General features: G+C 69.1%; 24 protein-coding genes. 11 read left to right on the top strand and 13 right to left on the bottom strand.

The genetic code is table 11. The annotated features are described in order from the left end of the window. Positions 1 to 55 precede the first annotated feature (55 nt). The gene (locus ACIBK5_RS29350; RefSeq protein ID WP_399024106.1) at positions 56 to 514 is read right to left on the bottom strand and encodes a PPOX class F420-dependent oxidoreductase; all 459 of its coding nucleotides are present in this window, start codon (positions 512 to 514) and stop codon (positions 56 to 58) included. A gap of 178 nt (positions 515 to 692) precedes the next feature. Between ACIBK5_RS29350 and ACIBK5_RS29355 the strand changes: the two genes are divergently transcribed. Further along, the gene (locus ACIBK5_RS29355; protein ID WP_399024108.1) at positions 693 to 1,433 is read left to right on the top strand and encodes a helix-turn-helix domain-containing protein; all 741 of its coding nucleotides are present in this window, start codon (positions 693 to 695) and stop codon (positions 1,431 to 1,433) included. A gap of 37 nt (positions 1,434 to 1,470) precedes the next feature. On the opposite strand, the gene ACIBK5_RS29360 is transcribed toward ACIBK5_RS29355, so the two are convergent. After that, positions 1,471 to 2,496, bottom strand: coding sequence for an ATP-dependent 6-phosphofructokinase (locus ACIBK5_RS29360; protein WP_382497242.1), 1,026 nt, complete (start codon positions 2,494 to 2,496; stop codon positions 1,471 to 1,473). Positions 2,497 to 2,757: 261 nt separating this feature from the next. On the opposite strand from ACIBK5_RS29360, the gene pta reads away from it, so the two are divergent. The 4 genes from pta to ACIBK5_RS29380 all read left to right on the top strand — a co-directional run bounded on the left by pta (position 2,758) and on the right by ACIBK5_RS29380 (position 8,098). Next, a complete protein-coding gene (pta, locus tag ACIBK5_RS29365; protein ID WP_399024112.1) occupies positions 2,758 to 4,860 on the top strand; it encodes a phosphate acetyltransferase in 2,103 nt (700 codons plus the stop codon). Next, complete coding sequence (locus ACIBK5_RS29370) at positions 4,857 to 6,071, top strand: acetate kinase (RefSeq protein ID WP_399024114.1); 1,215 nt, start codon at positions 4,857 to 4,859, stop codon at positions 6,069 to 6,071. The genes pta and ACIBK5_RS29370 overlap by 4 nt, the downstream gene beginning before the upstream one ends. A 74-nt stretch (positions 6,072 to 6,145) precedes the next feature. Next, the gene (gene pyk / locus ACIBK5_RS29375) at positions 6,146 to 7,573 is read left to right on the top strand and encodes a pyruvate kinase (RefSeq protein ID WP_399024116.1); all 1,428 of its coding nucleotides are present in this window, start codon (positions 6,146 to 6,148) and stop codon (positions 7,571 to 7,573) included. A gap of 159 nt (positions 7,574 to 7,732) precedes the next feature. After that, entirely contained in the window at positions 7,733 to 8,098 is a 366-nt protein-coding gene (locus tag ACIBK5_RS29380; protein ID WP_399024117.1) for a hypothetical protein, read from the top strand. Between the two features lie 79 nt (positions 8,099 to 8,177). Here the strand turns inward: ACIBK5_RS29380 and ACIBK5_RS29385 are convergent, their stop codons facing one another. The 4 genes from ACIBK5_RS29385 to ACIBK5_RS29400 all read right to left on the bottom strand — a co-directional run bounded on the left by ACIBK5_RS29385 (position 8,178) and on the right by ACIBK5_RS29400 (position 12,530). Next, complete coding sequence (locus tag ACIBK5_RS29385) at positions 8,178 to 9,422, bottom strand: hypothetical protein (protein ID WP_399024120.1); 1,245 nt, start codon at positions 9,420 to 9,422, stop codon at positions 8,178 to 8,180. 91 nt (positions 9,423 to 9,513) lie between these two features. Beyond that, on the bottom strand, positions 9,514 to 10,098 hold the full coding sequence (locus ACIBK5_RS29390) for a DUF6114 domain-containing protein (RefSeq protein WP_399024121.1): 585 nt from the start codon (positions 10,096 to 10,098) through the stop codon (positions 9,514 to 9,516). A gap of 190 nt (positions 10,099 to 10,288) precedes the next feature. Next, on the bottom strand, positions 10,289 to 10,933 hold the full coding sequence (locus ACIBK5_RS29395) for a DUF6230 family protein (RefSeq protein WP_399024123.1): 645 nt from the start codon (positions 10,931 to 10,933) through the stop codon (positions 10,289 to 10,291). 622 nt (positions 10,934 to 11,555) lie between these two features. Continuing rightward, positions 11,556 to 12,530, bottom strand: a complete 975-nt coding sequence (locus ACIBK5_RS29400; protein WP_399024125.1) for a tetratricopeptide repeat protein — start codon at positions 12,528 to 12,530, stop codon at positions 11,556 to 11,558. Between the two features lie 233 nt (positions 12,531 to 12,763). Between ACIBK5_RS29400 and ACIBK5_RS29405 the strand changes: the two genes are divergently transcribed. Continuing rightward, a complete protein-coding gene (locus ACIBK5_RS29405) occupies positions 12,764 to 13,384 on the top strand; it encodes a TetR/AcrR family transcriptional regulator (RefSeq protein WP_399024127.1) in 621 nt (206 codons plus the stop codon). Between the two features lie 107 nt (positions 13,385 to 13,491). On the opposite strand, the gene ACIBK5_RS29410 is transcribed toward ACIBK5_RS29405, so the two are convergent. From ACIBK5_RS29410 to ACIBK5_RS29420, 3 genes are all read right to left on the bottom strand, one after another. Continuing rightward, positions 13,492 to 15,192, bottom strand: a complete 1,701-nt coding sequence (locus tag ACIBK5_RS29410; RefSeq protein WP_399024129.1) for a methylmalonyl-CoA mutase — start codon at positions 15,190 to 15,192, stop codon at positions 13,492 to 13,494. A gap of 75 nt (positions 15,193 to 15,267) precedes the next feature. Next, on the bottom strand, positions 15,268 to 15,606 hold the full coding sequence (locus ACIBK5_RS29415) for a DUF3817 domain-containing protein (protein ID WP_399024131.1): 339 nt from the start codon (positions 15,604 to 15,606) through the stop codon (positions 15,268 to 15,270). 43 nt (positions 15,607 to 15,649) lie between these two features. Then, entirely contained in the window at positions 15,650 to 16,159 is a 510-nt protein-coding gene (locus tag ACIBK5_RS29420) for a MarR family winged helix-turn-helix transcriptional regulator (protein WP_399024132.1), read from the bottom strand. 184 nt (positions 16,160 to 16,343) lie between these two features. On the opposite strand from ACIBK5_RS29420, the gene ACIBK5_RS29425 reads away from it, so the two are divergent. After that, positions 16,344 to 17,345 (top strand): glycoside hydrolase family 6 protein, encoded by a 1,002-nt coding sequence (locus ACIBK5_RS29425; RefSeq protein ID WP_399024134.1) that lies wholly within the window; start codon positions 16,344 to 16,346, stop codon positions 17,343 to 17,345. A 37-nt stretch (positions 17,346 to 17,382) separates the two neighbouring features. On the opposite strand, the gene ACIBK5_RS29430 is transcribed toward ACIBK5_RS29425, so the two are convergent. From ACIBK5_RS29430 to ACIBK5_RS29445, 4 genes are all read right to left on the bottom strand, one after another. Continuing rightward, a complete protein-coding gene (locus ACIBK5_RS29430) occupies positions 17,383 to 19,338 on the bottom strand; it encodes a galactose oxidase-like domain-containing protein (protein ID WP_399024136.1) in 1,956 nt (651 codons plus the stop codon). Between the two features lie 3 nt (positions 19,339 to 19,341). Beyond that, positions 19,342 to 21,210, bottom strand: a complete 1,869-nt coding sequence (locus ACIBK5_RS29435; RefSeq protein WP_399024138.1) for a glycosyltransferase family 2 protein — start codon at positions 21,208 to 21,210, stop codon at positions 19,342 to 19,344. Between the two features lie 213 nt (positions 21,211 to 21,423). Then, entirely contained in the window at positions 21,424 to 21,717 is a 294-nt protein-coding gene (locus ACIBK5_RS29440; RefSeq protein WP_399024140.1) for an MTH1187 family thiamine-binding protein, read from the bottom strand. Further along, positions 21,714 to 22,058, bottom strand: coding sequence for a DUF3817 domain-containing protein (locus ACIBK5_RS29445; RefSeq protein WP_399024142.1), 345 nt, complete (start codon positions 22,056 to 22,058; stop codon positions 21,714 to 21,716). Before ACIBK5_RS29445 ends, ACIBK5_RS29440 begins: the two co-directional genes overlap by 4 nt. A gap of 229 nt (positions 22,059 to 22,287) precedes the next feature. On the opposite strand from ACIBK5_RS29445, the gene ACIBK5_RS29450 reads away from it, so the two are divergent. The 4 genes from ACIBK5_RS29450 to ACIBK5_RS29465 all read left to right on the top strand — a co-directional run bounded on the left by ACIBK5_RS29450 (position 22,288) and on the right by ACIBK5_RS29465 (position 24,962). Beyond that, a complete protein-coding gene (locus ACIBK5_RS29450; protein ID WP_184591833.1) occupies positions 22,288 to 22,920 on the top strand; it encodes an AIM24 family protein in 633 nt (210 codons plus the stop codon). Between the two features lies 1 nt (position 22,921). Beyond that, entirely contained in the window at positions 22,922 to 23,572 is a 651-nt protein-coding gene (locus ACIBK5_RS29455) for an AIM24 family protein (RefSeq protein ID WP_399024144.1), read from the top strand. Further along, positions 23,569 to 24,369 carry an AIM24 family protein gene (locus ACIBK5_RS29460; protein WP_399024146.1) on the top strand — a complete coding sequence of 267 codons (801 nt, stop codon included), beginning with the start codon at positions 23,569 to 23,571 and terminating at the stop codon, positions 24,367 to 24,369. Before ACIBK5_RS29455 ends, ACIBK5_RS29460 begins: the two co-directional genes overlap by 4 nt. A gap of 116 nt (positions 24,370 to 24,485) precedes the next feature. After that, complete coding sequence (locus tag ACIBK5_RS29465; RefSeq protein WP_184590382.1) at positions 24,486 to 24,962, top strand: MarR family winged helix-turn-helix transcriptional regulator; 477 nt, start codon at positions 24,486 to 24,488, stop codon at positions 24,960 to 24,962. Positions 24,963 to 24,975: the final 13 nt, after the last annotated feature.

Genomic DNA, 24,975 nt, shown 5'->3' on the forward strand with positions numbered 1-24,975 from the left:
GGACTGCCCGACCACGGCCCGCGCACGACGCTTCAGGAATCTCGCGAAGGCTTCCTCAGCCGGTCGCCCCGTCCGGCAGGACCCCCGCCCGGAACGGCTCCACGCCTTCGAGCGTCCGCACCCGCGTCGGCTCGATCAGCAGCATCACCCGGCGCTCGCCGGGCAGCATCCACGGATACCGGTCCTGCCCGAGGTACTTGCGCGTCAGCCGGTCCATGCCCCGCTCCGCCTCCTCGCCCTCCACGAACCGGACGACCTTCCCCCGGATCTCGGCCCGGTCGTACGGGTTCTCCGGGTCGTGGTGGGACAGCGAAACGTACGGATTGCGCCGCAGATTCTCCTCCTTCACCCGCCCGATCGAGGTGTTGACCATGACGTACTCGTCTTCGATGTCCGCCCACATGGGCGACACCTGAGGCGCCCCGTCGGCCCCGACCGTCGCGAGATGCCAGAAGTTCGGCGCGAGAAGTCGCTCGCGAATATGCCCGTTGAGCTTGCCGTTCACGTGAGTCACTGCCTTTCCGGACCCATGATCATCGGGCCCGGGGTCATCCCTACCCCCAACCCGCCCCGACCGGCAAGCCGATCTCCGGCCGCCACCGAACCCACCGGTAGCCGTAGTTTCCTACAATCCGTGATCCTGGCCGAACAGACCGTAGTCAGCGCACCCCCGTCCCCCTAGCTTGTGGCGCGTGCGCCGACCTTCAGCCCGCCCGAGCCAGACCACCCCCACTCCCCGTCCCCAGTCCGCCCCGGCGGCCCCGCCCTTCAACGCCCCCGCCGCCCGCCGCCTGCGCGCGGCCCTCGGCATGACACCCGAGCACGTCGCCCACGGCATGCGTGTCTCCTACGGACACCCCCGCGTCACCCCGGACCACGTCATCGACTGGGAGCGCGGGACCGCGGCCCCGTCCAACTCCGAACTCACCGCCCTGGCAGGCGTGTTGTGGTGCTCACCCGGCGAACTCATCGGCAGACCACGCACCCTGCGCGAGCACCGCATCGCCCGCTGCCTCGCCCCCGAGGACGTGGCCCGGGCCGTGGGCCACGAGGTCCACGCGTATCTCCGCATGGAGGAGACCGACACCTGGCGCGGCACGGAGCGCCAGTCCGGCGCCCTCGCCGACGTGCTCGGCCTGTGCCTGCGCGACTTCGTCACCGTCACGGGCCGGAACGCCAAGCTCGGCGAACTGCTGCGCAGCGCGGTCAGCACGCGCTGGCAGGCCTATGTGCGCCCGGTGGCCAAACTCGTACCCCTGGACCGGCCGTTCCTGGAGGGCGCCCTGCGGGCACTGCACGAGGACTACCAGGGCCATATGGCCGCCACCCTGAGCTGGGGCGGCGGCAGCGGCGACGCGGGCGGCACCGCCCGCGACTTCCTGGACGGGATCGTCGAGCACTTCTGGACGAGAATCCAGGAGAGCCCGGCCTAGAACGTGGCCCAGAACGTCTGGGGAACGTACGAAACGCCTAGAACACCGACTCGGCCTCGTCCATCCGGTCCTTCGGCACCGTCTTCAGCTCGGTCACGGCCTCCGCCAGCGGCACCATCACGATGTCCGTCCCGCGCAGCGCGGTCATCCGGCCGAACCGCCCCTGGTGCGCCGCCTCCACCGCGTGCCAGCCGAACCGGGTGGCGAGCACCCGGTCGTAGGCGGTCGGTGAGCCGCCGCGCTGGACGTGGCCGAGAATGACCGGCTTGGCCTCCTTGCCGAGCCGCCGCTCCAGCTCATGGGCGAGTGCCGCGCCGATGCCCTGGAAGCGCTCGTGGCCGAACTTGTCGATCGCGCCCTTGCCATAGTCCATGGTGCCGTCCGCGGGGTGGGCGCCCTCGGCGACGGCGATGACCGCGAACTTCTTACCGCGGGCGAAGCGCTCCTCGACCATCTTGACGAGATCGGCCGGATCGAACGGACGCTCCGGCAGACAGATGCCGTGCGCGCCCGCCGCCATGCCGGACTCCAGCGCGATCCATCCGGCGTGCCGGCCCATGACCTCCACCACCATCACCCGCTGGTGGGACTCGGCGGTCGTCTTCAGACGGTCCATCGCCTCGGTGGCGACCCCCACGGCCGTGTCGAAGCCGAAGGTGCGGTCCGTGGAGGAGATGTCGTTGTCGATCGTCTTCGGGACGCCCACGACGGGCAGGCCCGCGTCGCTCAGCATGCGCGCGGCCGTCAGCGTGCCCTCGCCGCCGATCGGGATCAGCGCGTCGATGCCGAACTCGTGGATCATGTCGGAGGCGTTCTCGCAGGCCTCGCGGAGCCGGTCGCGCTCCAGCCTGGACGATCCCAGTATGGTGCCGCCGCGGGCCAGGATGCCGCTGACCGCGTTCAGGTCGAGGGCGCGGTAGCGGCCGTCCAGCAGGCCCGAGTAGCCGTCCTCGAAGCCGATGACCTCGTCGCCGTAGTTGTCGACCGCCCGGTGCACGACCGACCGGATCACGGCGTTCAGGCCGGGGCAGTCGCCGCCTGCGGTGAGAACTCCGATACGCATCGTGCTGTGTCTCCTGCTCGCTGTTGACACCGGTGAGCCTCTGCCGATTGTTTCACGCTCCCCGGCCCGGCGGGGTACCCGACTCTGACGGGCGCCTTATCCATCGACGGAGGTATTGTCAAGGCGGTTCCGCTCACCTCGATAGGCGATTTTTCGACGCCCCACAGAGACATCCCGGACAGAGACATTCCGGAGCAGAAGCATCCCGAACAGAAGCATCCCGCACAGAGACATGCCACCGAGACGAAACGGAGAGCGCGCGTGACCCGCAGCGTGTACGTGACCGGCATCGACCGAGGCGACGGCCGCCAGGTCGTCGAACTGGGGGTCATGGAGCTCCTCACCCGGCAGGTCGACCGGGTCGGCGTCTTCCGGCCTCTCGTCCACGACGGGCCCGACCGCCTCTTCGAGCTGCTGCGCGCCCGCTACCGGCTCGCCCAGGACGCGGCGACCGTCTACGGCATGGACTACCACGAGGCGTCCGCCCTGCAGGCCGAGGCCGGCACGGACGAGCTGGTGTCCACGCTCGTCGAACGGTTCCACCTGGTGGCCCGCGAGTACGACGTGGTCCTGGTCCTCGGCACCGACTTCGCCGACACGCAGCTCCCGGACGAGCTGTCGCTCAACGCCCGGCTCGCGAACGAGTTCGGCGCGTCCGTGATCCCGGTCGTGGGCGGCCGCAAGCAGACCGTCGAGTCGGTGCTCGCCGAGACGCGCAACGCCTACCGGGCCTACGACACGCTGGGCTGCGACGTCCTGGCCATGGTCACCAACCGGGTGGCCCGCGAGGACCGCGACGAGATCGCCCGCCGGCTCGACTCCCGGCTCCCCGCGCCCTGTTACGTCCTGCCCGACGAGCCCGCGCTGTCCGCCCCCACCGTCTCCCAGATCAGCCACGCCCTCGGCGGCAAGGTGGTGCTCGGCGACGACTCGGGGCTCGCCCGGGACGTGCTCGGCTTCGTCTTCGGCGGTGCGATGCTGCCGAACTTCCTGGGCGCCCTGACCCCGGGCTGCCTCGTCGTCACCCCGGGCGACCGGGCCGACCTGGTCGTCGGCGCCCTCGCCGCGCACAGCGCCGGCACCCCGCCGATAGCCGGTGTGCTGCTCACCCTGGACGAGGTGCCCGGAGACAACATCCTCACCCTCGCCGACCGCCTGGCACCCGGTACCCCGGTGCTGTCGGTGGCCGGCACCAGCTTCCCCACCGCCGAGCAGCTGTTCTCCCTGGAGGGCAAGCTGAACGCGGCCACCCCGCGCAAGGCGGAGCGGGCACTCGGCCTCTTCGAGCGGTACGCCGACACCGCCGAACTCTCGAACCGGGTCTCCGCGCCCAGCAGCGACCGCGTCACACCGATGATGTTCGAGCACACGCTGCTGGAGCAGGCCCGCTCCGACCTGCGCCGCGTGGTGCTGCCCGAGGGCACCGAGGAGCGTGTGCTGCACGCCGCCGAGGTGCTGCTGCGCCGGGGCGTGTGTGAGCTGACCCTCCTCGGCCCGGTCGACCGGATCCGCAAGAAGGCCGCCGACCTGGGCATCGACCTCGGCGAGTCCCAGCTGATCGACCCGGCCGAATCCGATCTGCGCGACGCGTTCGCCGAGCAGTACGCGGCCCTGCGCGCCCACCGGGGCGTCACCGTGGAGCTGGCGTACGACGTGGTCTCCGACGTCAACTACTTCGGCACGCTGATGGTCCAGGAGGGCCTCGCCGACGGCATGGTCTCGGGCTCGGTGCACTCCACGGCCGCGACCATCCGCCCGGCCTTCGAGATCATCAAGACGAGGCCGGAGGCGGACATCGTCTCGTCCGTGTTCTTCATGTGCCTGGCCGACAAGGTCCTCGTCTACGGCGACTGCGCGGTCAACCCCGACCCGAACGCCGAGCAGCTCGCGGACATCGCCATGCAGTCGGCGACGACTGCGGAGCAGTTCGGCGTGGAGCCGCGCATCGCGATGCTGTCGTACTCCACCGGCACCTCCGGCTCCGGCGCGGACGTGGACAAGGTCCGCGAGGCCACCGAGCTGGTCCGCGCCCGCCGCCCCGACCTGAAGATCGAGGGCCCGATCCAGTACGACGCCGCCGTGGAGCCTTCGGTCGCGGCGACCAAGCTGCCCGGCTCCGAGGTCGCCGGGCAGGCGACCGTGCTGATCTTCCCCGACCTGAACACCGGCAACAACACCTACAAGGCCGTGCAGCGCTCGGCGGGCGCGATCGCCGTCGGCCCGGTGCTCCAGGGCCTGCGCAAGCCGGTCAACGACCTGTCCCGGGGCGCCCTCGTCCAGGACATCGTCAACACCGTCGCCATCACGGCGATCCAGGCCCAGTCCCCGGCCCCGTCCCCGAGCGAGAAGGCAACCGCCCAGTGAGCGCCACCCGTGTCCTCGTCCTCAACTCCGGCTCCTCGTCGCTGAAATACCAACTGCTCGACATGGGCGACAGCAGCCGGCTGGCGGTGGGTCTTGTCGAACGCATCGGCGAGCAGACCTCCCGGCTCAAGCACACCCCGGCCGACGGCGAGAGCCGGGAGCGCGGCGGAGCGATCGCCGACCACGACGCGGCGCTGAAGGCCGTGGCCGAGGAGCTCGCCAAGGACGGCCTCGGTCTGGACTCGCCCGAACTGGCCGCGATCGGGCACCGGGTGGTGCACGGCGGGAAGCACTTCACCGAGCCGACGGTCGTCGACGACGCCGTGCTCGGAGAGATCGAGCGGCTCATCCCCGTGGCCCCGCTGCACAACCCGGCCAACCTCACCGGCATCCGCACGGCCCGGGCGCTGCGGCCCGACCTGCCGCAGGTCGCCGTCTTCGACACCGCGTTCCACACGACCATGCCGGAGTCGGCCGCCCGCTACGCGATCGACGTACGAACGGCCGACGAGCACCGCATCCGCCGCTACGGCTTCCACGGCACCTCGCACGCCTATGTCTCCCGGGCCACCGCCGGGCTGCTGGGCAAGACGCCGGAGGACGTCAACGTGATCGTGCTGCACCTGGGCAACGGGGCGTCGGCCTCGGCCGTGCGGGGCGGTAAGTGCGTGGACACCTCCATGGGGCTGACGCCTTTGGAGGGGCTCGTGATGGGTACGCGCTCCGGAGACATGGACCCGGCCGTCATCTTCCATTTGATGCGTGTTGGTGGAATGTCCGCGGACGAGATCGACACTCTTCTCAACAAGAAGAGCGGTCTGATCGGTCTGTGCGGCGACAACGACATGCGGGAGATCCGCCGTCGCGTCGACGAGGGAGACGAGCAGGCGGAGCTGGCGTTCGACATCTACATTCACCGCCTGAAGAAGTACATCGGCGCCTATTACGCCGTGCTCGGACGGGTGGACGCGGTCGCCTTCACCGCCGGTGTCGGCGAGAACGCGGCTCCCGTACGGGAGGCCGCCCTGGCGGGCCTGGAGGAGCTGGGCCTGGTGGTGGACGGCGAGCGCAACGCCGTGCGCGGCGACGAGGCGCGGCTGGTCTCGCCCGACGGCGCCCGGGTGGCGGTGGCGGTCGTACCCACTGACGAGGAATTGGAGATCGCGACACAGACCTACGCGCTGGTAATTGGTTCGGGGAATCACACCTGAGCGGCATCCCGCCCTTTTGTATTTTCCGCCAGACGGAATATTCCGTTGCGAAACAAACCGATAGGATCGCCCCCATGCGCCGTTCGAAAATCGTCTGTACTCTCGGCCCCGCGGTCGACTCCCACGAGCAGCTTGTCGCGTTGATCGAAGCCGGTATGAACGTGGCCCGCTTCAACTTCAGCCACGGCTCGCACGCCGAGCACCAGGGCCGGTACGACCGGGTCCGTGCCGCCGCCAAGGAGACCGGCCGGGCCATCGGTGTCCTCGCCGACCTCCAGGGCCCGAAGATCCGTCTGGAGACCTTCGCCGAAGGCCCCGTGGAGCTGGTGCGCGGTGACGAGTTCACCATCACCACCGAGGACGTCCCGGGCGACAAGACGATCTGCGGGACGACCTACAAGGGTCTGCCCGGCGACGTGACCAAGGGCGACCAGGTCCTGATCAACGACGGCAACGTCGAGCTGAAGGTCACCGAGGTCGAAGGCCCCAAGGTGAAGACGATCGTCATCGAGGGCGGCGTCATCTCCGACCACAAGGGCATCAACCTGCCCGGCGCGGCCGTCAACGTGCCGGCCCTGTCCGAGAAGGACATCGAAGACCTCCGCTTCGCGCTGCGCATGGGCTGCGACCTGGTCGCGCTGTCCTTCGTCCGCGACGCCAAGGACGTCCAGGACGTGCACCGCATCATGGACGAGGAGGGACGCCGCGTCCCGGTCGTCGCCAAGGTGGAGAAGCCGCAGGCGGTGCAGAACATGGAGGACGTCGTGATGGCGTTCGACGGTGTGATGGTCGCCCGTGGTGACCTCGCCGTCGAGTACCCGCTCGAGAAGGTCCCGATGGTGCAGAAGCGCCTGATCGAGCTCTGCCGGCGCAACGCCAAGCCGGTGATCGTGGCGACCCAGATGATGGAGTCGATGATCACCAACTCCCGTCCGACCCGCGCCGAGGCCTCTGACGTGGCCAACGCGATCCTGGACGGCGCCGACGCGGTCATGCTCTCGGCGGAGTCCTCCGTCGGCGCGTACCCGATCGAGACGGTCAAGACGATGTCGAAGATCGTCACCGCGGCCGAGCAGGAGCTGATGTCCAAGGGCCTGCAGCCGCTCGTCCCGGGCAAGAAGCCGCGCACCCAGGGCGGTTCGGTGGCCCGTGCCGCGTGCGAGATCGCCGACTTCCTCGGCGGCCGGGGTCTGGTGGCCTTCACCCAGTCCGGCGACACCGCCCGCCGGCTGTCCCGCTACCGCGCCCAGCAGCCGATCATCGCCTTCACCACCGACGAGGGCACCCGCAACCAGATGGCGCTGAGCTGGGGCGTGGAGCCGTACGTGGTGCCGTTCGTGAACAGCACCGACGAGATGGTCGACCTGGTGGAGCAGGAGCTGGTCAAGCTGAACCGCTTCAACGACGGCGACATCGTGGTCATCACCGCCGGTTCGCCCCCCGGCGTCCCCGGCACCACCAACATGGTCCGCGTCCACCACCTGGGCGAAGCCAAGTCCTGACCCACAAAGACCCGTACAGGCCCGTACAGGCCCCTGAACGGCCCCGAGGGCGCCCCCTGCGATCCAGGGGGCGCCCTCGCGTCTCGTACGTGGCCCCGCCACTGGAAATCCCTCTACCGCTCAACGAGCCGAAGGCCATCGCGGAGTTGATGAAGATCTATGGCTCATAACCCTCTGGTTGTCGTCGAGACGGCCGACTTCTCCGTCACGTACATCCTCGCTCTGGAGGATGACGCCGACACCGTCGAGGACATCGACGCGATCATCCGCGCCCCCGGGGGCAAGAGTTGGACCGTCAGCCTCATGACTCCCCGGAAGATCGTCGAGGTGATGGACCGCCGTTCCACCACCGGCGAGAACGCCGGCGGTCTGTACGTCCACATCCCCGACCTCATGGTCGTCCGTGAAGGCGGCCTGGACGCCATGACCAGAGCGCTGGTCGACCTCTTCGGCGAGTACGGCATGGAGACCGATGTCCTGCCGAGCTTCTACGACGAGGAGGCGGTCGAGGGCGAGGACGACTGACCTCAGAGGACAGGACTGTGCCCCGCCGGGTCGAACCCGGCGGGGCACAGTCCTTTCGCGGCTCCGGGAGAAGTCCGGATCAGTCGGTCACGTACTGACTCAGCCCCGGCACGGTCAGTGTGCCGCCGAACTGGCCCGCCTGGACGACCTTCACGTTGGTGAAGTAGATCAGCGGGATGTTCAGGGGCGGCGGGTGCTCCGGGTCGAAGGTGATCGGGATCAGGCCGAGCAGGTTGCCCGAGATCTTCTCCGTGTACATCACCGTCTTGCCGTCGGTGATCGTGGACGTCGACCCCTTCGCCGCCTGGACGTGGTGGGTCTTGCCGGACGCCTTGTCCGTGACGAGCTGGTGCAGGTCCCCGATGTCGGTGCCGTCGCTGATGACGTACTTCAGGACCTTCTTGGTGGCGCCGCTCGCGGTCTTCACCTCGACGATGCCCTGGTAGTCGGCACCCTTCAGCGTCAGCGAGCTGGCCTCCAGGCGCCAGGGCTCGTCGGGGACGAGGAGCTCGTTGTCGACGCCTCCCTCGGCGTCCGTGGCGGCCGGGCAGTCCTCGGGGTCCACGGAGGGGCTCTCGGACGGGCTGGGGGAGGCGGTGGCCTTCCCTGCCGCGTCCTCGGCCTTCTCGGCCGCCTTCTCGACGGCGTCGGTCGTGTCCCCGGCCGCCTTCGACGCCTCGTCCGTCGTGTCCTTGACGGTGTCCTCGACCGTGTCGGTCGTCTTCTTGACGGCGTCGGACGCGTCGCCCCCGCTCGTGTCCGAGGGCTTCTCGGTGTCCTCAGCCGTGCTCGTGTCGCCGGACGGCGAGGCGGACGCGGAGGGCGTGGGGCTCGGGCTCTCGGTGGACTTGCCGCCCGTGAGGAGGCCGCCGATCGCGTCGCCGATGTCCTCGAGGACGTTGCCACCGCTCTTGGACGGCGACGGGCTGGGCGTCGCCTCGTCCTCGCCCGACGTGCCCTCGGATGCCGAAGGGGTCGGGGTGGGCTCGGTCTTGTCGCCCTCGTCGTCGGAACCTGAATCCGACGAAGAGGACGAGCCGTCCTTGTCCGCACCCGCGTCCGAGCCGGCGGACGCCGAGGGAGTCGGCTCGGCCGTGCCCTTGTCCTCGTCGCCCGCGGCCTCGCTCTCGCTCGCCGAGGGCGACGGGGAGGCACCGTCCTTGTCGTCCTCCATTGCCGCGAGACAGTCCTTGTACTCGTCGGCCGTCAGGCTGTTGGAGGTCGACGGCTGCTCGTCGGCGAGGGCGAGCGTCGGGGTGAATCCCATGCCCATGAGGACGGCGGTGGGCATCGCCGCCATGGCTATCGCCTTGCCGGCGGGCATCTGGAACCGGGTGAAGAGCGGCTTCCTGGGGGCCGCGTGACGTGGCCCCGTTCTCCCCTTCGCCTGGGCGGCGGGAGAACCGTCGCGGGGGTCAGCCGACACGGTACCCCCCGTTGTGGGCCTCGGACCTGACGCCGTCCGCGGGGCCGCCGTCGCCGGTCCCGTACGGAGGGTGCGTCCCGCCCGTCTCACCGGCCGGGCTCTCGGGAGAGGGCTCCACGGCTCCTTCTCCCGTCGGTCCCTGAGCGGCCGTCCGGGGCCCCTTCCCCGTCTCCTCCGACTTGCCCGGCACCCAGGCGACGGCGAGTGCGCCGCCGAGCATGGCCAGCAGGAAGCCGATGAGGAAGCCCCCGATGTTGGAGACCACCAGCGACACCAGGGCGAGGATGATCGCCGCGACACCGGCGAAGACCCGTGTCGTCTGCTGGAACCACATGGTCAGTCCCAGTGTGATCAGCAGGACCCCGATGATGAGGGAGCCGGCACCCGCGGTGGTCGCCATGGTGAGCGACATGGTGCCCAACTTGAGGGTGGCGTAGGGGAAGTAGGCGATCGGCACTCCGCCGAGGATGGTGAACAGGCCTGCCCAGAACGGCCGGGTGCCCCGCCAGTCACGGAATCGCCGACGCAACCGGGCGAAAGTCCCGGCGCTCTGGACCGGAGTCTCGGCACTCATGGAAAACAGCTCCCTCGGTCCGATGGAGGTACGTACCGGCTCGGCCGTAGGCGTGTGGAGAAGCCGGAAAGTCTAAGTCTGTGTGGTGGCCCGGCGCGGGGCCGGGCCCGAGGGGCGGGGAAGCGACGGCCGCCCCGCCCCTCGAAGGGGACGGGTCAGCCGCCCCCGGACACCCGTGGGACGGAGGCTGTCAGTAGCACTCCATGCCCTTGTCCATGCCGAGCTTCATCGACAGGCCGCTCAGCTTGAACGTGCCGGCGGTGGTCGCCCACGCCGTCTGCTTGACGCCGGTAAGGTCCGCCGTCTCCGCCTGCTGGGCGAAGCCGCCCGGCAGCACGTTCTCGCCCTGCTTCACGTCGGGGCCGCGGGTCTTGTCCTTGACCGCGACACCGATGTCGATGTTCTTGAACTCCGCGTCGGCGTCGAGCTGGGCGACGTCGATGTAGAGGTTCTTGGCCGTGACCGGCTTCTTGGCGTCGTTCCCCGCCTCAAGACGGAGGTAGACCGTCTTGCCTATGAGGGGAATCGGCGTCGCGACCGACTGGCACATCTTGGTGATCGTCGCGTCGTCGAACGACGAGATCGCGACGGGAACCGGCTTCTTTTCCTTGCCCTCGGTCGAGGTGTAGACAGTGTCGATTCCGCCGTACTGCGCGAAACCCTCACCGTGCAGGTGACTGGCCGACACCTTGAACTGCTGGCCGGAGACGCTGAACGACGCGGCCAGCGCTCCCTGCGCGAGTCCTACACCCACACATGCCGCAGCGGCGACGCTGGGCACCATGACCACAGCGAACCGCTTCCATCTGGTCCCGCCACGCACCTGGGACTCCATATTTCCTCCTTCTCGGACGTACATCTCCTGTCCTGGCTCGCCCCGAATCGCGGCTCAGCCGGGCAGGGATGGGAGAAGTGCTACGTCCTCGGGAAGGAGAGCGCCTGCACTCGGCGGCGCAACTCGCGCCCGAATCACCGGCGATCACCCCCGAGCGACAACCACTGGTCGCGCCTGACACGCATCACGCACAACCTTGCTGGACAGGCTTCGCCGGATGGGCGAAGACCCCCCTGTCCAAGAGCCGGCGCCACTGCCGCCGGCTCTGCTCGGTGGGGACCCAGGACGTCCCGCGACCCAACCGGCTGCCGGGGTACGGGAATGGACCGAGCGTGGCCGATCGTGGTGCATTCTCGCCGCCCGCACAAGGGGGTTCGTTACTGGCTAGTAACGGCCGTATAACCGAACAACGACCCATCGGTCTCGGCCGACGACACAGGGTGGCCCCCACCGGCGGTACAAAGCTGTTGATCGATGGACAGAAACCGACAGATCAACGTCCACGACTTACTCGCAGTAACAGCGGCCGCGATTACCAAGTTTTGGTAAAGCGCGGCCGCGGTGACGCTCTGTGGGCAAATCTTTCACGCGGGCACCACAAGCCCACGTGTTTAACGACTGGTCAGAACAGGGCGCGTGCCAGGGCCCTGCGCGCCGCGATCACCCGCGGATCCTCGGGTCCGACCACCTCGAACAGCTCCAGCAGCCGCATCCGCAGGGTGTCCCGGTCGTCACCCACCGTGCGCTGCACCGTCTCGATCAGACGGCCGAAAGCGTCCTCGACATGGCCGCCCACCAGATCCAGGTCGGCGGCGGCGATCTGCGCCTGCACATCGGCCGGCTTGTCGGCCGCGTCCCTGCGCACCTGCTGCGGGTCGACGCCCTGCACCCGCTGGAGCAACTCGGCCTGGGCGAGACCCAGTTTGGCCTCCTCGTTGCCCGGGTCCTCGTTCAGCACGTTCTTGTACGCCTGGATGGCGCCGCCAAGATCGCCCGAGTCCAGCGCCTGTACGGCGGCCTCGAGGAGCGCGTCGTACGGACCGGCGGGACGCTCGGGAGCCGCCGGGGCGCCGCCCGCCTCGGCGTCGGGGTCGACGGTGAGGCCGGTCAGGCCGAAGCGCTGCTCGGCGACCTGTACCAGCTGGTCCAGGGTGCCCCGGATCTGCTCCTCGCCCGCGGCCCCCTGGAAGAGCGGCAGCGCCTGCCCCGCGACGACCGCGAACACCGCGGGGATCCCCTGGATGCCGAACTGCTGCATCAGCATCTGGTTGGCGTCGACATCGATCTTGGCGAGCAGGAAACGGCCGTTGTACTCGACGGCCAGCCGCTCAAGGACCGGGCTCAGCTGCTTGCAGGGCTGACACCACTCGGCCCAGAAGTCGATGACGACGGGCACTTCGGCGGACCGCTGCAGGACTTCGGTCTCGAAGCCCGCCTCATCGACGTCGATGACGAGGTCGGCCGGGGAGATCGCCCCCGCACCACCCTCCCGGGCGGCTTGGGCACGTGCCTGCTCCGCCTTCGACTTGGCCTCCTGGGCCGCCTTCACCGCGGCGAGGTCGACGACTCCGCTCATGGACATGTTCCGTGGCTGCATGCGTCTATCCTCCCCCGTACTGCGCGCGTGTGTGAAAAACGGTGTGAAAGCCGGGCTGGTCGGGTCCCGTTCGGCGCCGGGTCCCCACCCCACGCCATGTCGCCGAAGCCCGAGTACGTCCATCACGGGCTTTCGCTACGAGACGTAGCGTAACGCCGCGCCGGACCGGCGGACCACCACCCCCCGGTGATCTCCCTCACGGCCACACGGGAACCGCCCGTTATGGTCATGGCATGCAGAGCCGCAGCCCAGCCAGCCGCACCGGGCGCCCGCGCAGCGCCGCGGCGGACGCCGCGATCCTGGCCGCCACGCGGGCGGCACTGGTGGAACTGGGCTGGTCCAAACTCACCCTGGGAGACGTCGCGACCCGCGCCGGGGTTGCAAAGACAACCCTCTATCGCCGCTGGGCGGGCAAGAACGAGCTGGTCGTCGACGCGGTGGCGGAGCTCTTCGACGAACTGGAGCTGCCGGACAGCGGCTCGCTGGCCGCGGACATCGAGGGCGTCGTCCTCCAGTTCGCCACGATCCTGGCCCGCCCGGAGGCGAAGAGCGGCCTGATGGCGGTGGTCTCGGAGGCCACCCGCGACGACGCCCTGCGCGAACGCATCCGCGTGTCGGTGGTCGAGCGTCAGAAACGCCTGGTCCTGGAGGGCCGTTCCCGGGCCCAGACGAGAGGCGAGCTGCCCCCCGAGCCGGACCCGGAGTCGGCGGCCCGCACGGCCGACCTGATCTTCGACATGGTCGCGGGAGCGGTGGTCCACCGCACCCTGGTCAGCGCGGAACCGGCGGACCAGGAATGGGTCCGCGGCTTCACACGGGTACTGCTGCAGGGCCTGGCCAAGCAAGCTCCCTAGCTGCGGGCAATCGTGCCGCTAAGGGCGGCACGGGTGGGCGCAGCGGCACCCCGCCACGCCGGGCTGCGCACCCACCCCGACCCCAGCACCAGCACCAGCACCAGCACTCAGAACCCCGCAGGCTCCGTGTACACCCCCCACTCGTCCCGCAGCACCCCACAGATCTCCCCCAGCGTCGCCTCGGCCCGCACAGCCACCAGCATCGGCTCGATCATGTTCGCGCCACTCCGCGCAGCAGCCAGCATCCCGTCCAGCGCGCTGCGCACAGCGGCATCGTCGCGCCCGGCCTTCCGCCCGCCGAGCACCCGCACCTGCTCCCGTTCCACCTCATGACTGACCCGCAGGATCTCCAGGTCCCCGGTCACGGACCCGTGGTGGGCGTTGACACCGACGACCCGCTTGTCGCCCTTCTCGAGCGCCCGCTGGTACTGGAACGCCGACTCCGCGATCTCCCCGGTGAACCATCCGTCCTCGATCCCGCGCAGGATCCCGGAGGTGATCGGCCCGATCGGGTGCCGCCCGTCGGGGTGCGCCCGCAGCCCCCGCTCCCTTATCTGCTCGAAGATCTTCTCCGCGTCGGCCTCGATCCGGTCGGTGAGCTGCTCGACGTACCAGGAACCGCCCAGCGGATCGGCCACGTTGGCGACCCCGGTCTCCTCCATCAGCACCTGCTGCGTCCGCAGCGCGATCTCCGCCGCCTGCTCGCTGGGCAGCGCGAGCGTCTCGTCGAGGGCGTTGGTGTGCAGCGAGTTGGTCCCGCCGAGCACGGCCGCCAGCGCCTCCACGGCCGTCCGTACGACGTTGTTGTACGGCTGCTGCGCGGTGAGGGAGACCCCGGCCGTCTGGGTGTGGAAGCGCAGCCACTGCGCCTTCTCGCTCTTCGCGCCGTACACGTCCCGCATCCACCGCGCCCAGATCCGGCGCGCCGCACGGAACTTGGCGATCTCCTCGAAGAAGTCGACGTGCGCGTCGAAGAAGAAGGAGAGCCCGGGGGCGAAGACGTCGACGTCGAGCCCGCGCGACAGCCCCAGCTCCACGTACCCGAAGCCGTCCGCGAGCGTGTACGCCAGCTCCTGCGCGGCCGTCGCCCCGGCCTCGCGGATGTGGTACCCGGAGACGGAGAGCGGCTTGTACGCGGGGATGCCGGCCGCGCAGTGCTCCATCAGGTCGCCGATGAGCCGCAGATGCGGCTCGGGCTGGAAGAGCCACTCCTTCTGGGCGATGTACTCCTTGAAGATGTCCGTCTGGAGCGTGCCGTTCAGGACGGCCGGGTCGACGCCCTGGCGTTCGGCGGCGACCAGGTACATGCAGAAGACGGGGACGGCCGGGCCGCTGATGGTCATCGACGTCGTGACGTCGCCCAGCGGGATGTCCTTGAACAGGATCTCCATGTCGGCGGCCGAGTCGATGGCGACCCCGCAGTGCCCGACCTCGCCCAGGGAGCGCGGGTCGTCGGAGTCGCGGCCCATGAGCGTCGGCATGTCGAAGGCGACCGAGAGCCCGCCGCCGCCGTTGCCGAGGATCATCTTGTAGCGCTCGTTGGTCTGCTCGGCGTTGCCGAACCCGGCGAACTGCCGGATGGTCCACGTACGCCCTCGGTAGCCGGTCGCGTACAGGCCGCGGGTGTAGGGGTACTCCCCGGGCCATCCGATCCGTTCAAAACCGTCGTACCTGTCTCCGGGCCGCGGCCCGTACACCGGCTCCACGGGGTCGCCGGAGAGCGTGGTGAAGTCGGCCTCGCGCTTGCGCGCGGCGTCGTACCGGGCCTGCCAGCGACGGCGGCCTTCCTCTATGGCGTCAGCGTCCATACCTTCGAATTTACTAGGACGTCCAAGTAAATGTCGATGGCAGACCGCCGCACGTTCGTCCGCACGGCGGTGTTTTTACGCCTTGACCGGCGCCGGCGAGTCCTCCGCGAGCCGGGACTCCAGCTCGTGGCTGATCTTGCGCTCCACGAAGAACGCGGCCGTCGGAACGGTCCCGGCGAGCAGCACCCACACCTGCTTGCCGACCGGCCACTTCGCCTTGGAGCCCAGGTCGAAGGCGAAGACCAGGTACAGGACGTACAGCCAGCCGTGCGCGATGCTGACGACGCGCGTGAAGTCCGCCGCGCCGTTCAGGTCGAGCACATACTTGCCGATCATGCCCAGGGTCAGCAGGACCAGCAGCACGCCGGTGACATAGGCCATCACGCGGTAGCGCGTCAGCACGCTCTTTTTCATGCCGTCGAGCGTAACCACCCGTTCCGGGGGATCTTGCCCCGGGTCACTGCTCTTCGAAGTCCCCCGCCGCGATCCGCAGCGGCCGCAGCATCGCGAAGATCTCCCCGCACTCCTCGGCGTCGTACGCCCCGAGCCCGAAGTCCATCGCCATCAGGTCGCGGGTGGCCGCCTCGACCACCTCGCGGCCCTTGTCGGTGATGCTCGCGAGGGTGCCGCGGCCGTCGTTGGGGTTGGGCCGCTTGTCGACCAGGCCCGACTTCACCAGCCGGTCCACGGTGTTCGTCACGGACGTGGGGTGCACCATGAGCCGCTCGCCGATCTTGGACATCGGCAGCTCGCCGGACTTGGAGAAGGTGAGCAGCACCAGCGCCTCGTAGCGCGCGAACGTCAGCCCGTACGGCTTCACCACCGCGTCGACCTCGGCGAGGAGGATCTGCTGGGCGCGCATGATCGAGGTGATCGCACCCATGGACGGCACGTTTCCCCAGCGCTGCTTCCAGCGTTCGTCGGCGCGCGCGATCGGATCGAAGGAGAGACTGAGCGGCTTCGGCACGAACCCGACCTTACCGGCCGGTCACATGGTGGCCAGCCCCGTCTCGCCCTTCGGTCCGCCCGCCTCCCGGCTGCGCCATCCGGGGGCAGGGCAAGGCGATGTCCTTTAGATGATGATTCATACGAGTATGTAACTATTGGCATCCGATGCATCACCGAACGTCACCTTCCCCACAGGGAGCGGCATGAGACGGCTGAACCACGCCCTCGCGGCACTCGCGGCGCTCGGTCTCGCTGCGGGCTGCTCGTCCGCTCACGGCCGCGCCGATACGGCGTCCGACACCGGCGACGACACCACGAAGGCCGGCTACGCGGCCGGCTCCCCCTTCTGGGTCGACCCCGAGAGCCCCGCGGCCCAGCAGGCACAGCTCTGGCAGCAGCAGGACCGGGAGGAGGACGCCGAGCTGATCCGGCGGATCGCCGACCGGCCGCTCGCGCTGTGGCCGCCCGGCGAGACCGATCCGGCACCGACGGTGCGGGCGGCGGCCTCGGCCGCGAGCGAGGAGGGGAAGACGGCCGTCTTCGTCGCGTACAACATCCCGCACCGGGACTGCGGTCAGCACTCGGCGGGCGGATCGGAGGACGCGGACGCCTACCGGGAGTGGATCGGGCAGTTCGCCGACGCCCTCGGCGAGGCGGAGGCCCTGGTCGTGCTGGAACCCGACGCGGTCGCGCACATCGTGGACGGCTGCACGCCCGGCGAGTACCACGCCGAGCGCGAACAGCTGCTCAGCGAGGCGATCACCCGGCTGAAACAGCAGCCGAACACCAAGGTGTACCTGGACGCGGGCAACGCGGACTGGATCCGGGAGCCGGACAAGCTGGTGGAGCCGCTGCGGCGGGCCGGTATCGAACAGGCCGACGGCTTCGCGCTCAACGTCTCCAACTTCCAGACCGACGACGAGACCACGGAGTACGGCGTCCGGCTGGCCGAGGCCCTCGACGGCAAGCACTTCGTCGTCGACACCAGCCGCAACGGCAACGGCCCCCTGCCCGGCGTCTGGTGCAACCCGCCGGGCCGGGCACTCGGCACCCCGCCCACGACCCAGACCGGCGAACGGACCCTCGACGCCTATCTGTGGATCAAGCGGCCCGGCGAGTCGGACGGAGACTGCGAGGGCGGCCCGGACGCCGGACGCTGGTGGCCGGACTACGCCCTGGAGCTGGCGCGCAACGCCGAGGACTGAACCGGCCCCCTCCCTCCCTCGCCCCCTCCCCCTTCGCTCACTCCACGTGGATCCACTTGGCCCGCGAGGGCGTGCCCTCGCCGTCCGTCACGAACAGCATGTACCAGCCGGGCGGGACCAGGGCCGGGTCGCGGGGCACCTCGAACGTCACCGCGTCGCCCTTCCTGGTGATGTCCAGTTCGATGGAGCGCTGCTCGACGTCGGTCGTGTGCGTGACCGCGCTGGGCCGCATCAGCCGCGCCTCGGCCACGCGTTCCGGGTGGTCCGTACGGAACGTGATGCTGTGGTCCTTGTCCAGCTTCTCCGGGCCGCCCTTGAGCACGGGGCGGTTCCGGGGGTTCTGGTGCAGCGCGGGCGGGGTGAAGACCTCCATGCGCTGCTCGAAGTGGCCCAGCTTGGTGTTCTGCTGGTTGTCGAAGAGCGGGTCGGAGCCGAAGGTGGCGATCCTGCCGTCGGGCAGCAGCAGCGCCTCGGAGTGGTAGTTGCGCCCCACCCTCGGCGCGGCGGCCTCCCGGAAGGCGTTGCTCTTCGGGTCGTAGAACTGCGCCTTGAGGATGTTGCTGGCACTGCGGCCGCGGTAGTCCCTGGAGCCGTTGGACGTGAACACGGTGTCGTCCGGCATGATCACGCTGTTCAGGTAGCGCGTGCCCTGCGGCAGGTCGGGACCGTCCCGGAAGGCCGGGTTGTCCTTGTTCAGGTCCACGACGGCCGTGCGCGGGGTCGCCTTCTTCGACTCGCCGACGCCGCCTCCGCCCAGGATCATCACCTTCTGGTCCTGCGCCGGGGGCAGCAGCACGGAGGCCGAGGTCTCGGTCTGGTCGAGGTCCGTCAGCCCCGGCACCTTGCGGAACGTGTTCTTCTCCACGTCCCACAGGCCCGGCTCGCGGCCCCGGTCGGCGGGCCCGTAACCGGCGTTGGAGGCCGGGTAGAACAGCTTGCCGCCCTTGGTGAGGAACAGGGCGGGGTACGTCGGGAAGTACCGCTTGGGCCCCGGGGACCACTTCTTGGTCTCCGGGTCGTAGATCTCGTTGTCGCCCGGGTCGATCATGCCGACGTCGTCCAGACCGGACACCGCCAGGACCCGGCCGTCGTCGAGGCCGACGAGCGTCGGGTACCAGCGGGCCTTGTCCATCGGCTCGACGGGGATGTACTTCTCCGCCTTCGGGTCGAACTCGTAGGCGCCGCGGATGCCCTGGAAGTCCTGCTTGTCGAGGTTGATCTTCTCCGACAGGCCGTACACGTTGTTGCCGGCCTTGCCCGTCAGGCCGACGACGGCGTACTGCGCCTGCTTCCGGGTGGCCGACAGGGGGCCCTCGTCCACGGCCTCCACCCAGACGCGGGCCTCGCTGGCGGTGACCTTGGTCTTCCAGGGCTGCATCACACCGCGGCTGTTGTACGTGATCTTCTGGGTGCGCTTGGCCTTCGGGACGGTGACGTCGAACTTGGTGACGTACTCGAAGCCGGCCGGTGAGCGGAAGCGGGTGCCCTTCTTCAGGAACACCGCCTTGTCGGGGCTCTCGTTCTTCACGCGCATGCCGCCGCCGGCCCGGGTCACCTCGGCGCCGAGGCGTTCGTAGCGGGCGGTGCCGCCGGCCACCAGCAGGCGGCCGTCGGGGAGCTGGGCGTGGCCGGCGCAGAAGAAGTCCTCCGGGGTGGGGATCTTCTTGTAGGTGTTCTTCTCCGGGTCCCACAGGATCGTGTCGAACTCGCCCGCGTCGAACTTGCGCTGCTCGTTGCCCGACCCGGCGACGATCAGCACCTTGCCCGTGTGCAGCAGGGCCGCGTGGATGGCGTTGGTGCGGTACTTCTCCGGGATGTCGAGCTGGGTCCAGGAGCCGTACTTCGCCATGTACTCGGGCTGGGCGATCTTGTACTCGTGGTACTGCGTGGAGACGAAGTCCAGCGCGGCCGGGGCGTTGAGGCCCGCCAGGAGCGCGATGCCGCCGATCCCCAGGACGGTCTTCTTGGTCTTCTGCGAGAGCTGGTAGGCCATGACCTAGCTGCCTCCTGTCGGGGTGCCGGAGACCGGGGCCGCGGGGGACACGGTGGCGAGGGCGGGGGCCGGGGCGGGGGCGGGCTCGTTGCCTTCGGGTACGCGTGGGTGCGGGTGCGGGGGTGCCGCCTCCTGCAGCTGTCCGGGTGCCTGTTCCTGTGCCTGCGCGTCGGCGAGGGTGAGCTGCCGCTGCCGCTCCCGGTGGTCCTTCCAGGCCGTGGCGGCCCATACCGCGGCCGGCGCCAGGGAGATGGCCATGCCGAGCAGGGCCCAGGTGCGCATCGCGGCATGCGTGTGGTCCAGGGCCACCGAGGCGGCCAGGGAGGTGGCCAGCAGGGCCGCCCAGAAGAGGTGGATACGGAAGGTGGCCGGCTGGTCGGGGGAGGCGTCGTTGCCCTTGGGCGTGACGACGAACCGGCTGGGGCGGCGCATGACCGCCTCGCTGAGGGACTTGAGGTAGATCGGCGCGGACACGGCCGACATCGCCATGCCGGCCAGGCCGCCCGAGCCCTCCGGTTCGTGGGGTGAGACGTTGTGCCTGCGGTTCCACAGGTACAGCCCGATCTGGCAGGCGGCGGCGTCGCTGTAGAGCATCATCCAGACCGACACGGCGACCTCGGTGCCGGAGGCGCCGAACCAGAGGAAGAGGAAACAGCTGAAGATCCCGAGGAACCAGTTGACGGCCGTCATCGGGTAGTACACGAGCATGAGCGTGTAGGACAGCAGCCGGCCCGGCGGCATGCTGAGGGGCGCCTTCCAGTACTGCGTGATGAGGGTCTCGTAGGTGCCGCGTGACCAGCGCATCTGCTGGGTGAAGAAGTCGGTCCAGGAGGCGGGGCCCTCGCCGACGGCGAGCACGTCCGGGGTGTAGACGGACTGCCAGAAGCGGTTCGTGTCCGGGTTGCGGTGCTGATGGATCTCGAAGCCGGTGGCCATGTCCTCGGTGATGGAGTCGTACAGCCCGCCGATCTGCTTGACGACGGAGATCCGTACGACGTTGTTCGTGCCGACGAACATGGGGGCGCGATAGTGGTTGCCCGCGCGCTGGATGAGGGCGTGGAAGAGGAACTGCTGGGACTCGGCGGCCTTGGTGACGGGGTTGTGGTAGTTGCCGTACACCTGGGGGCCCACGACGAAGGCCACGTCGGGGTCCCTGAAGTACCCCATCATCCGTTCCAGGTAGTTGGGCATCGGGATGTGGTCGGTGTCGACGGACGCGAAGAAGTCGTACGCGTCGCCGTGCATGGCGATCCAGGCGTTGTAGTTGCCGTGCTTGGTGCGGGCCTTGTGGACGCCCGTGTCGCGGTTCCACTCGGGGATGCCGCGCCGGGTGAAGTGCCGTACGCCGAGTTCCGCGCACATGGCCTTGACCTCGGCGTCGTCGCCCTCGTCGAGGAGCCAGACGTCGAGGGTTCCGGTGTGGTGGATGCGGGTGGCTCCTTCCAGGGTCGCGCGGACCATGGCGAGGGGTTCCTTGCCGGGGACGTAGGTGGTGAGGAAGGCGACGCGGGTGCCTGGTTCGGGGAACACGGGGACGGGGTCGCAGGCGACCATCGTGGCGTGGGCGACGGAGGCGACGTTGACGAGCATGAAGAGTTCGATCAGGCCGATCGCCATCAGCATGGTGACGTCGAGACCGATGAGCCAGCGCTGGGCGCCCTCGCGTTCCACCCAGTGGGTGGGCCAGACGAGGTAGACCATCAGGGCACCGGTGAGGAGCGGTGCGAGGCTCATCAGGAGGACGGCTCGTATTCGGCGGGGCTCGCGGGCGAGGAGCGAGGCGTACTGCACCCGGTACTCCTCACCGGACGGCTCCGTGAGCGGTCCGGCGAGTCGGCTGTAGGAGTCGTAGTCGTAGCCCTCCGGCCGCACAGTGCCCTCCAGTAATTGAGGCCTGATCGGAGAACCGATACCCCGATACCCATACAAAAATGGATCTTTGGGGCAGTGTCGACCTGAGAGCGTCCAGGCGGGTGGCGAGACGGGCATATGCCCGCGGCAGCATCTGCCTCAGCCGCGGGCATAAAAGAACCCCGGCCCGCATCGGACCAGGGTTCCCGTCGTCACTTCCGCTCTCGAGGACGCCTACTCGGCGAGATGCCGCTCCACTGTCGCGACCTTGGAGGTCAGACCGTCCGTCACCCCGGGCCGGATGTCCGCCTTGAGGACGAGGGACACTCGGGGCGCCCGCCGCTCGACCGCGGCCACCGCACGCCGGACGACGTCCATGACCTCGTCCCACTCCCCCTCGACGGACGTGAACATCGCGTCGGTCCGGTGGGGCAACCCCGACTCACGGACCACCCGCACGGCGTCGGCGACGTACTCCCCCACGTCCTCGCCGACCCCCAGCGGCGTCACGGAAAAGGCGACGATCACGCGCTCACGGCCCCTTCCTGGCGCGCCCGGGACGCGATGACCGCGCCCTCGGCCTCACGCCGCAGCTTGCGGTCGGCGAAGAAGCCGCCGGCGGGCAGCACCGAGAGCACGAAGTACAGCGCGGCGGTCTTCACCGGCCACTTCGTCCGGTTCCACGCGTCGGCCCAGAAGATCACGTACAGGATGAAGAGAACACCGTGCACCATGCCCATCACCGGCACGGCGTTGAAGTCCGTGGTCCGCTTCAGCACCGAGCAGATCAGCAGGAGAAGGAAGGAGATCGCCTCGGGTGCCGAGACCAGGCGGAGGCGGCGGAGGGCGGTGGCGGTCTTGAGGTCCACGGGTCACCTTCGGTGGGAGAGACGCGGCGGTCTGAACGGGCTGGACGGGCTGAACGGCAAGAGGGTTTGTGAACGCACGCACAAGCGTCCCGCCCATTGTGGCAAACAGCCGTGGGGCCCTTGGCCCGGGGTCCCGCTCTCCGGCCCCTAAGGGTGCGATCAGGGACTTTCTCCACCTACGGGCCCTGTCCACAGGACCCGGCCTGCGGATACCTTCCCGTACGTGGCGATGTTCCGACTTCAGAGCAACAAGGTGCTCGCCGTCGACATGACCGGAGATGCCGTGAAGGCGAAGAACGGCTCGATGGTCGCGTACGACGGCGAGATGGCCTTCAAGAAGCTCAGCGGCGGCGGCGAGGGCATCCGGGGCATGGTGACCCGGCGGCTGACCGGTGAGCAGATGACGTTGATGGAGGTGAAGGGGCGCGGTACCTGCTGGTTCGCCGACCGCGCCTCCGAGATCAACCTGGTCGGCCTCCAGGGGGACAAGCTCTACGTCGAGTCGAGCAACCTGCTCGCGACCGACGGCGGGCTGCGCACGGGGACGGAGTTCACCGGCCTGCGCGGCGCCTCACAGGGAAACGGGCTGTTCACGACGTCCGTCGAGGGCCACGGCCAGGCGGCGATCATGTCGGACGGGCCGGCGGTGGTGCTGCGGGTGAGCCCGCAGTATCCGCTGACCGTCGACCCGGGGGCGTATGTGGCGCACCAGGGCAATCTCCGGCAGTCCTTCCAGTCCGGTGTGACGTTCCGCACGTTGCTCGGGGAGGGCGGCGGCGAGGCCTTCCAGATGCGCTTCGAGGGGGACGGGCTGGTGTACGTACAGCCGAGCGAGCGGAACACGATCGCGGGAGACGTGTGAGATGGCCTTCCGGGAGATCAACGCGAAGATGGTCGAGGCGACGGTGACGCCCGGTCAGCGGCTGTTCAGTCAGCGCGGCGCGATGCTCGCGTACAAGGGCGAGGTGTCCTTCACGCCCAACACGGCGGGCGGGCAGGGCGGGCTCATGTCGATGATCGGGCGCCGGGTCGCCGACGAGGACACGCCGCTGATGACCGTGGAGGGCAGCGGCACGGTGCTGTTCGGGCACGGCGGACATCACATCCAGGTGATCCAGCTCACCGGCGACACGCTGTACGTCGAGGCGGACCGCCTGCTGGCCTTCGAGGGCTCGCTCCAGCAGGGCACGATGTTCCTCGGCTCGCAGGGCGGCGTCATGGGCATGGTGCGAGGACAGGTGAGCGGCCAGGGGTTGTTCACGACCACGCTGAAGGGACACGGGGCCGTCGCGGTCATGGCCCACGGCGGGGTGATCGAGATCCCCATCACACCCCAGCGGCCGGTGCATGTGGACCCGCAGGCCTACGTCGCCCATCACGGCGACGTCCGCAACAAGCTGTCCACCGCGCTGGGCTGGCGGGACATGGTGGGCCGCGGCTCGGGCGAGGCGTTCCAGCTGGAGCTCAGCGGCAGCGGTGCGGTGTACGTCCAGGCGTCGGAGGAGAAGCTGTGAGCACGTACGGAACTCCGGGCGCCGGCCCCGCGGTCTTCGACCCTGCGTCGCTGCCGCCCGACGACAACGTCAACCCCTACACCTTCTGTGTGGAACTGAAGGGGAGCCAGTGGTTCCTGCAGAAGGGGAAGATGATCGCCTACTACGGCTCGATCGACTTCAACGGCGTCGGGCACGGCCGACTGGACCGTCTGGTCCGCACCTCGTTCCATTCACCTCTGCACGCGAGCGACTGGGTCGTGGCGGAGGGCTCGGGCAAGATGCTCCTCGCCGACCGGGCCTTCGACGTGAATTCGTTCGACCTCGAGGACGGCAACCTGACCATTCGCTCGGGCAACCTCCTCGCTTTTCAGCCAACTCTCGCACTGAAGCAATCAATCGTGCCGGGTTTTCTGACCCTCATCGGAACCGGAAAGTTCGTGGCCGCGTCGAACGGCCCGGTGGTGTTCATGGAACCCCCGATCCGGGTCGACCCCCAGGCCCTGGTCGGCTGGGCCGACTGCCCCTCGCCCTGCCACCACTACGACCACGGGTACATGACCGGCGTCATGGGCGGTCTACGTGCGCTGACAGGCCTCGGAGGGGCCTCCGGCGAGGAGCATCAGTTCGAGTTCGTCGGCGCCGGCACGGTGCTCCTCCAGTCGTCCGAGACCCTGATGGCCGAGCAGGCCACGGGGGCCGTTCCGCACCAGGCCGGTGTGCCCGGCGGCGGGGCATCCGGACCCCACTCCGGTCAATCCGGCGCACCGCGTCTTCCCGGACAGCTGGGGGACCTCCAGCGTCGCTTCGGGCTGTGAGCGGTAGTCTGCGGAGTGTGACATCGAACGTCTGCGCACCAATGTTCGGCAGACGTGCGCCGTCATACGAAAACCCTCACTAGTTCGCCTTTCAACCTTTTAGGTAGACTTCATTCATGGAGACCGAGACGGCCACGCGCTGGCTGACCGATGCGGAGCAGTGCGCTTGGCGCACCCACCTGGAGGTCAACAGGCTGTTGACGTACCAGCTCGAAAAGGACCTGCAGCCGTTCGGCCTGACAATGAACGACTACGAGATCCTGGTGAACCTCTCCGAGTCGGAGGACCAGCGGATGCGGATGAGCGACCTCGCCTCCGCCACCCTCCAGTCCAAGAGCCGCCTCTCGCACCAGATCACGCGCATGGAGAACGCGAACCTGGTCCGGCGGGAGAACTGCGAATCCGACCGCCGGGGGCTCTACGCGGTGCTCACCGACCACGGCATGGCGACGATGCAGAAGGTGGCGCCCCACCATGTGGCGTCCGTGCGCAGGCACTTCATCGACCTGCTGTCCCCCGAGGCCCTGACGGAGCTCGACAAGGCCCTCAAGCCCATCGCGGAGCACCTGCGCGGACAGCGCGGGCGCCCGTAACCACCGGAGTCCC

Origin of the sequence: Streptomyces sp. NPDC050546 (assembly GCF_044457425.1) — a bacterium.
Taxonomy (GTDB): domain Bacteria; phylum Actinomycetota; class Actinomycetes; order Streptomycetales; family Streptomycetaceae; genus Streptomyces.

Coding starts and splice junctions, on each gene's coding strand:
- ACIBK5_RS29360 (WP_382497242.1), bottom strand. CDS start 2,496: ATGCGTATCGGAGTTCTCACCGCAGGCGGCGACTGCCCCGGCCTGAAC.
- pyk (WP_399024116.1), top strand. CDS start 6,146: ATGCGCCGTTCGAAAATCGTCTGTACTCTCGGCCCCGCGGTCGACTCC.
- ACIBK5_RS29380 (WP_399024117.1), top strand. CDS start 7,733: ATGGCTCATAACCCTCTGGTTGTCGTCGAGACGGCCGACTTCTCCGTC.
- ACIBK5_RS29385 (WP_399024120.1), bottom strand. CDS start 9,422: ATGCCCGCCGGCAAGGCGATAGCCATGGCGGCGATGCCCACCGCCGTC.
- ACIBK5_RS29390 (WP_399024121.1), bottom strand. CDS start 10,098: ATGAGTGCCGAGACTCCGGTCCAGAGCGCCGGGACTTTCGCCCGGTTG.
- ACIBK5_RS29395 (WP_399024123.1), bottom strand. CDS start 10,933: ATGGAGTCCCAGGTGCGTGGCGGGACCAGATGGAAGCGGTTCGCTGTG.
- ACIBK5_RS29400 (WP_399024125.1), bottom strand. CDS start 12,530: ATGCAGCCACGGAACATGTCCATGAGCGGAGTCGTCGACCTCGCCGCG.
- ACIBK5_RS29405 (WP_399024127.1), top strand. CDS start 12,764: ATGCAGAGCCGCAGCCCAGCCAGCCGCACCGGGCGCCCGCGCAGCGCC.
- ACIBK5_RS29410 (WP_399024129.1), bottom strand. CDS start 15,192: ATGGACGCTGACGCCATAGAGGAAGGCCGCCGTCGCTGGCAGGCCCGG.
- ACIBK5_RS29415 (WP_399024131.1), bottom strand. CDS start 15,606: ATGAAAAAGAGCGTGCTGACGCGCTACCGCGTGATGGCCTATGTCACC.
- ACIBK5_RS29425 (WP_399024134.1), top strand. CDS start 16,344: ATGAGACGGCTGAACCACGCCCTCGCGGCACTCGCGGCGCTCGGTCTC.
- ACIBK5_RS29430 (WP_399024136.1), bottom strand. CDS start 19,338: ATGGCCTACCAGCTCTCGCAGAAGACCAAGAAGACCGTCCTGGGGATC.
- ACIBK5_RS29450 (WP_184591833.1), top strand. CDS start 22,288: ATGTTCCGACTTCAGAGCAACAAGGTGCTCGCCGTCGACATGACCGGA.
- ACIBK5_RS29455 (WP_399024144.1), top strand. CDS start 22,922: ATGGCCTTCCGGGAGATCAACGCGAAGATGGTCGAGGCGACGGTGACG.
- ACIBK5_RS29465 (WP_184590382.1), top strand. CDS start 24,486: ATGGAGACCGAGACGGCCACGCGCTGGCTGACCGATGCGGAGCAGTGC.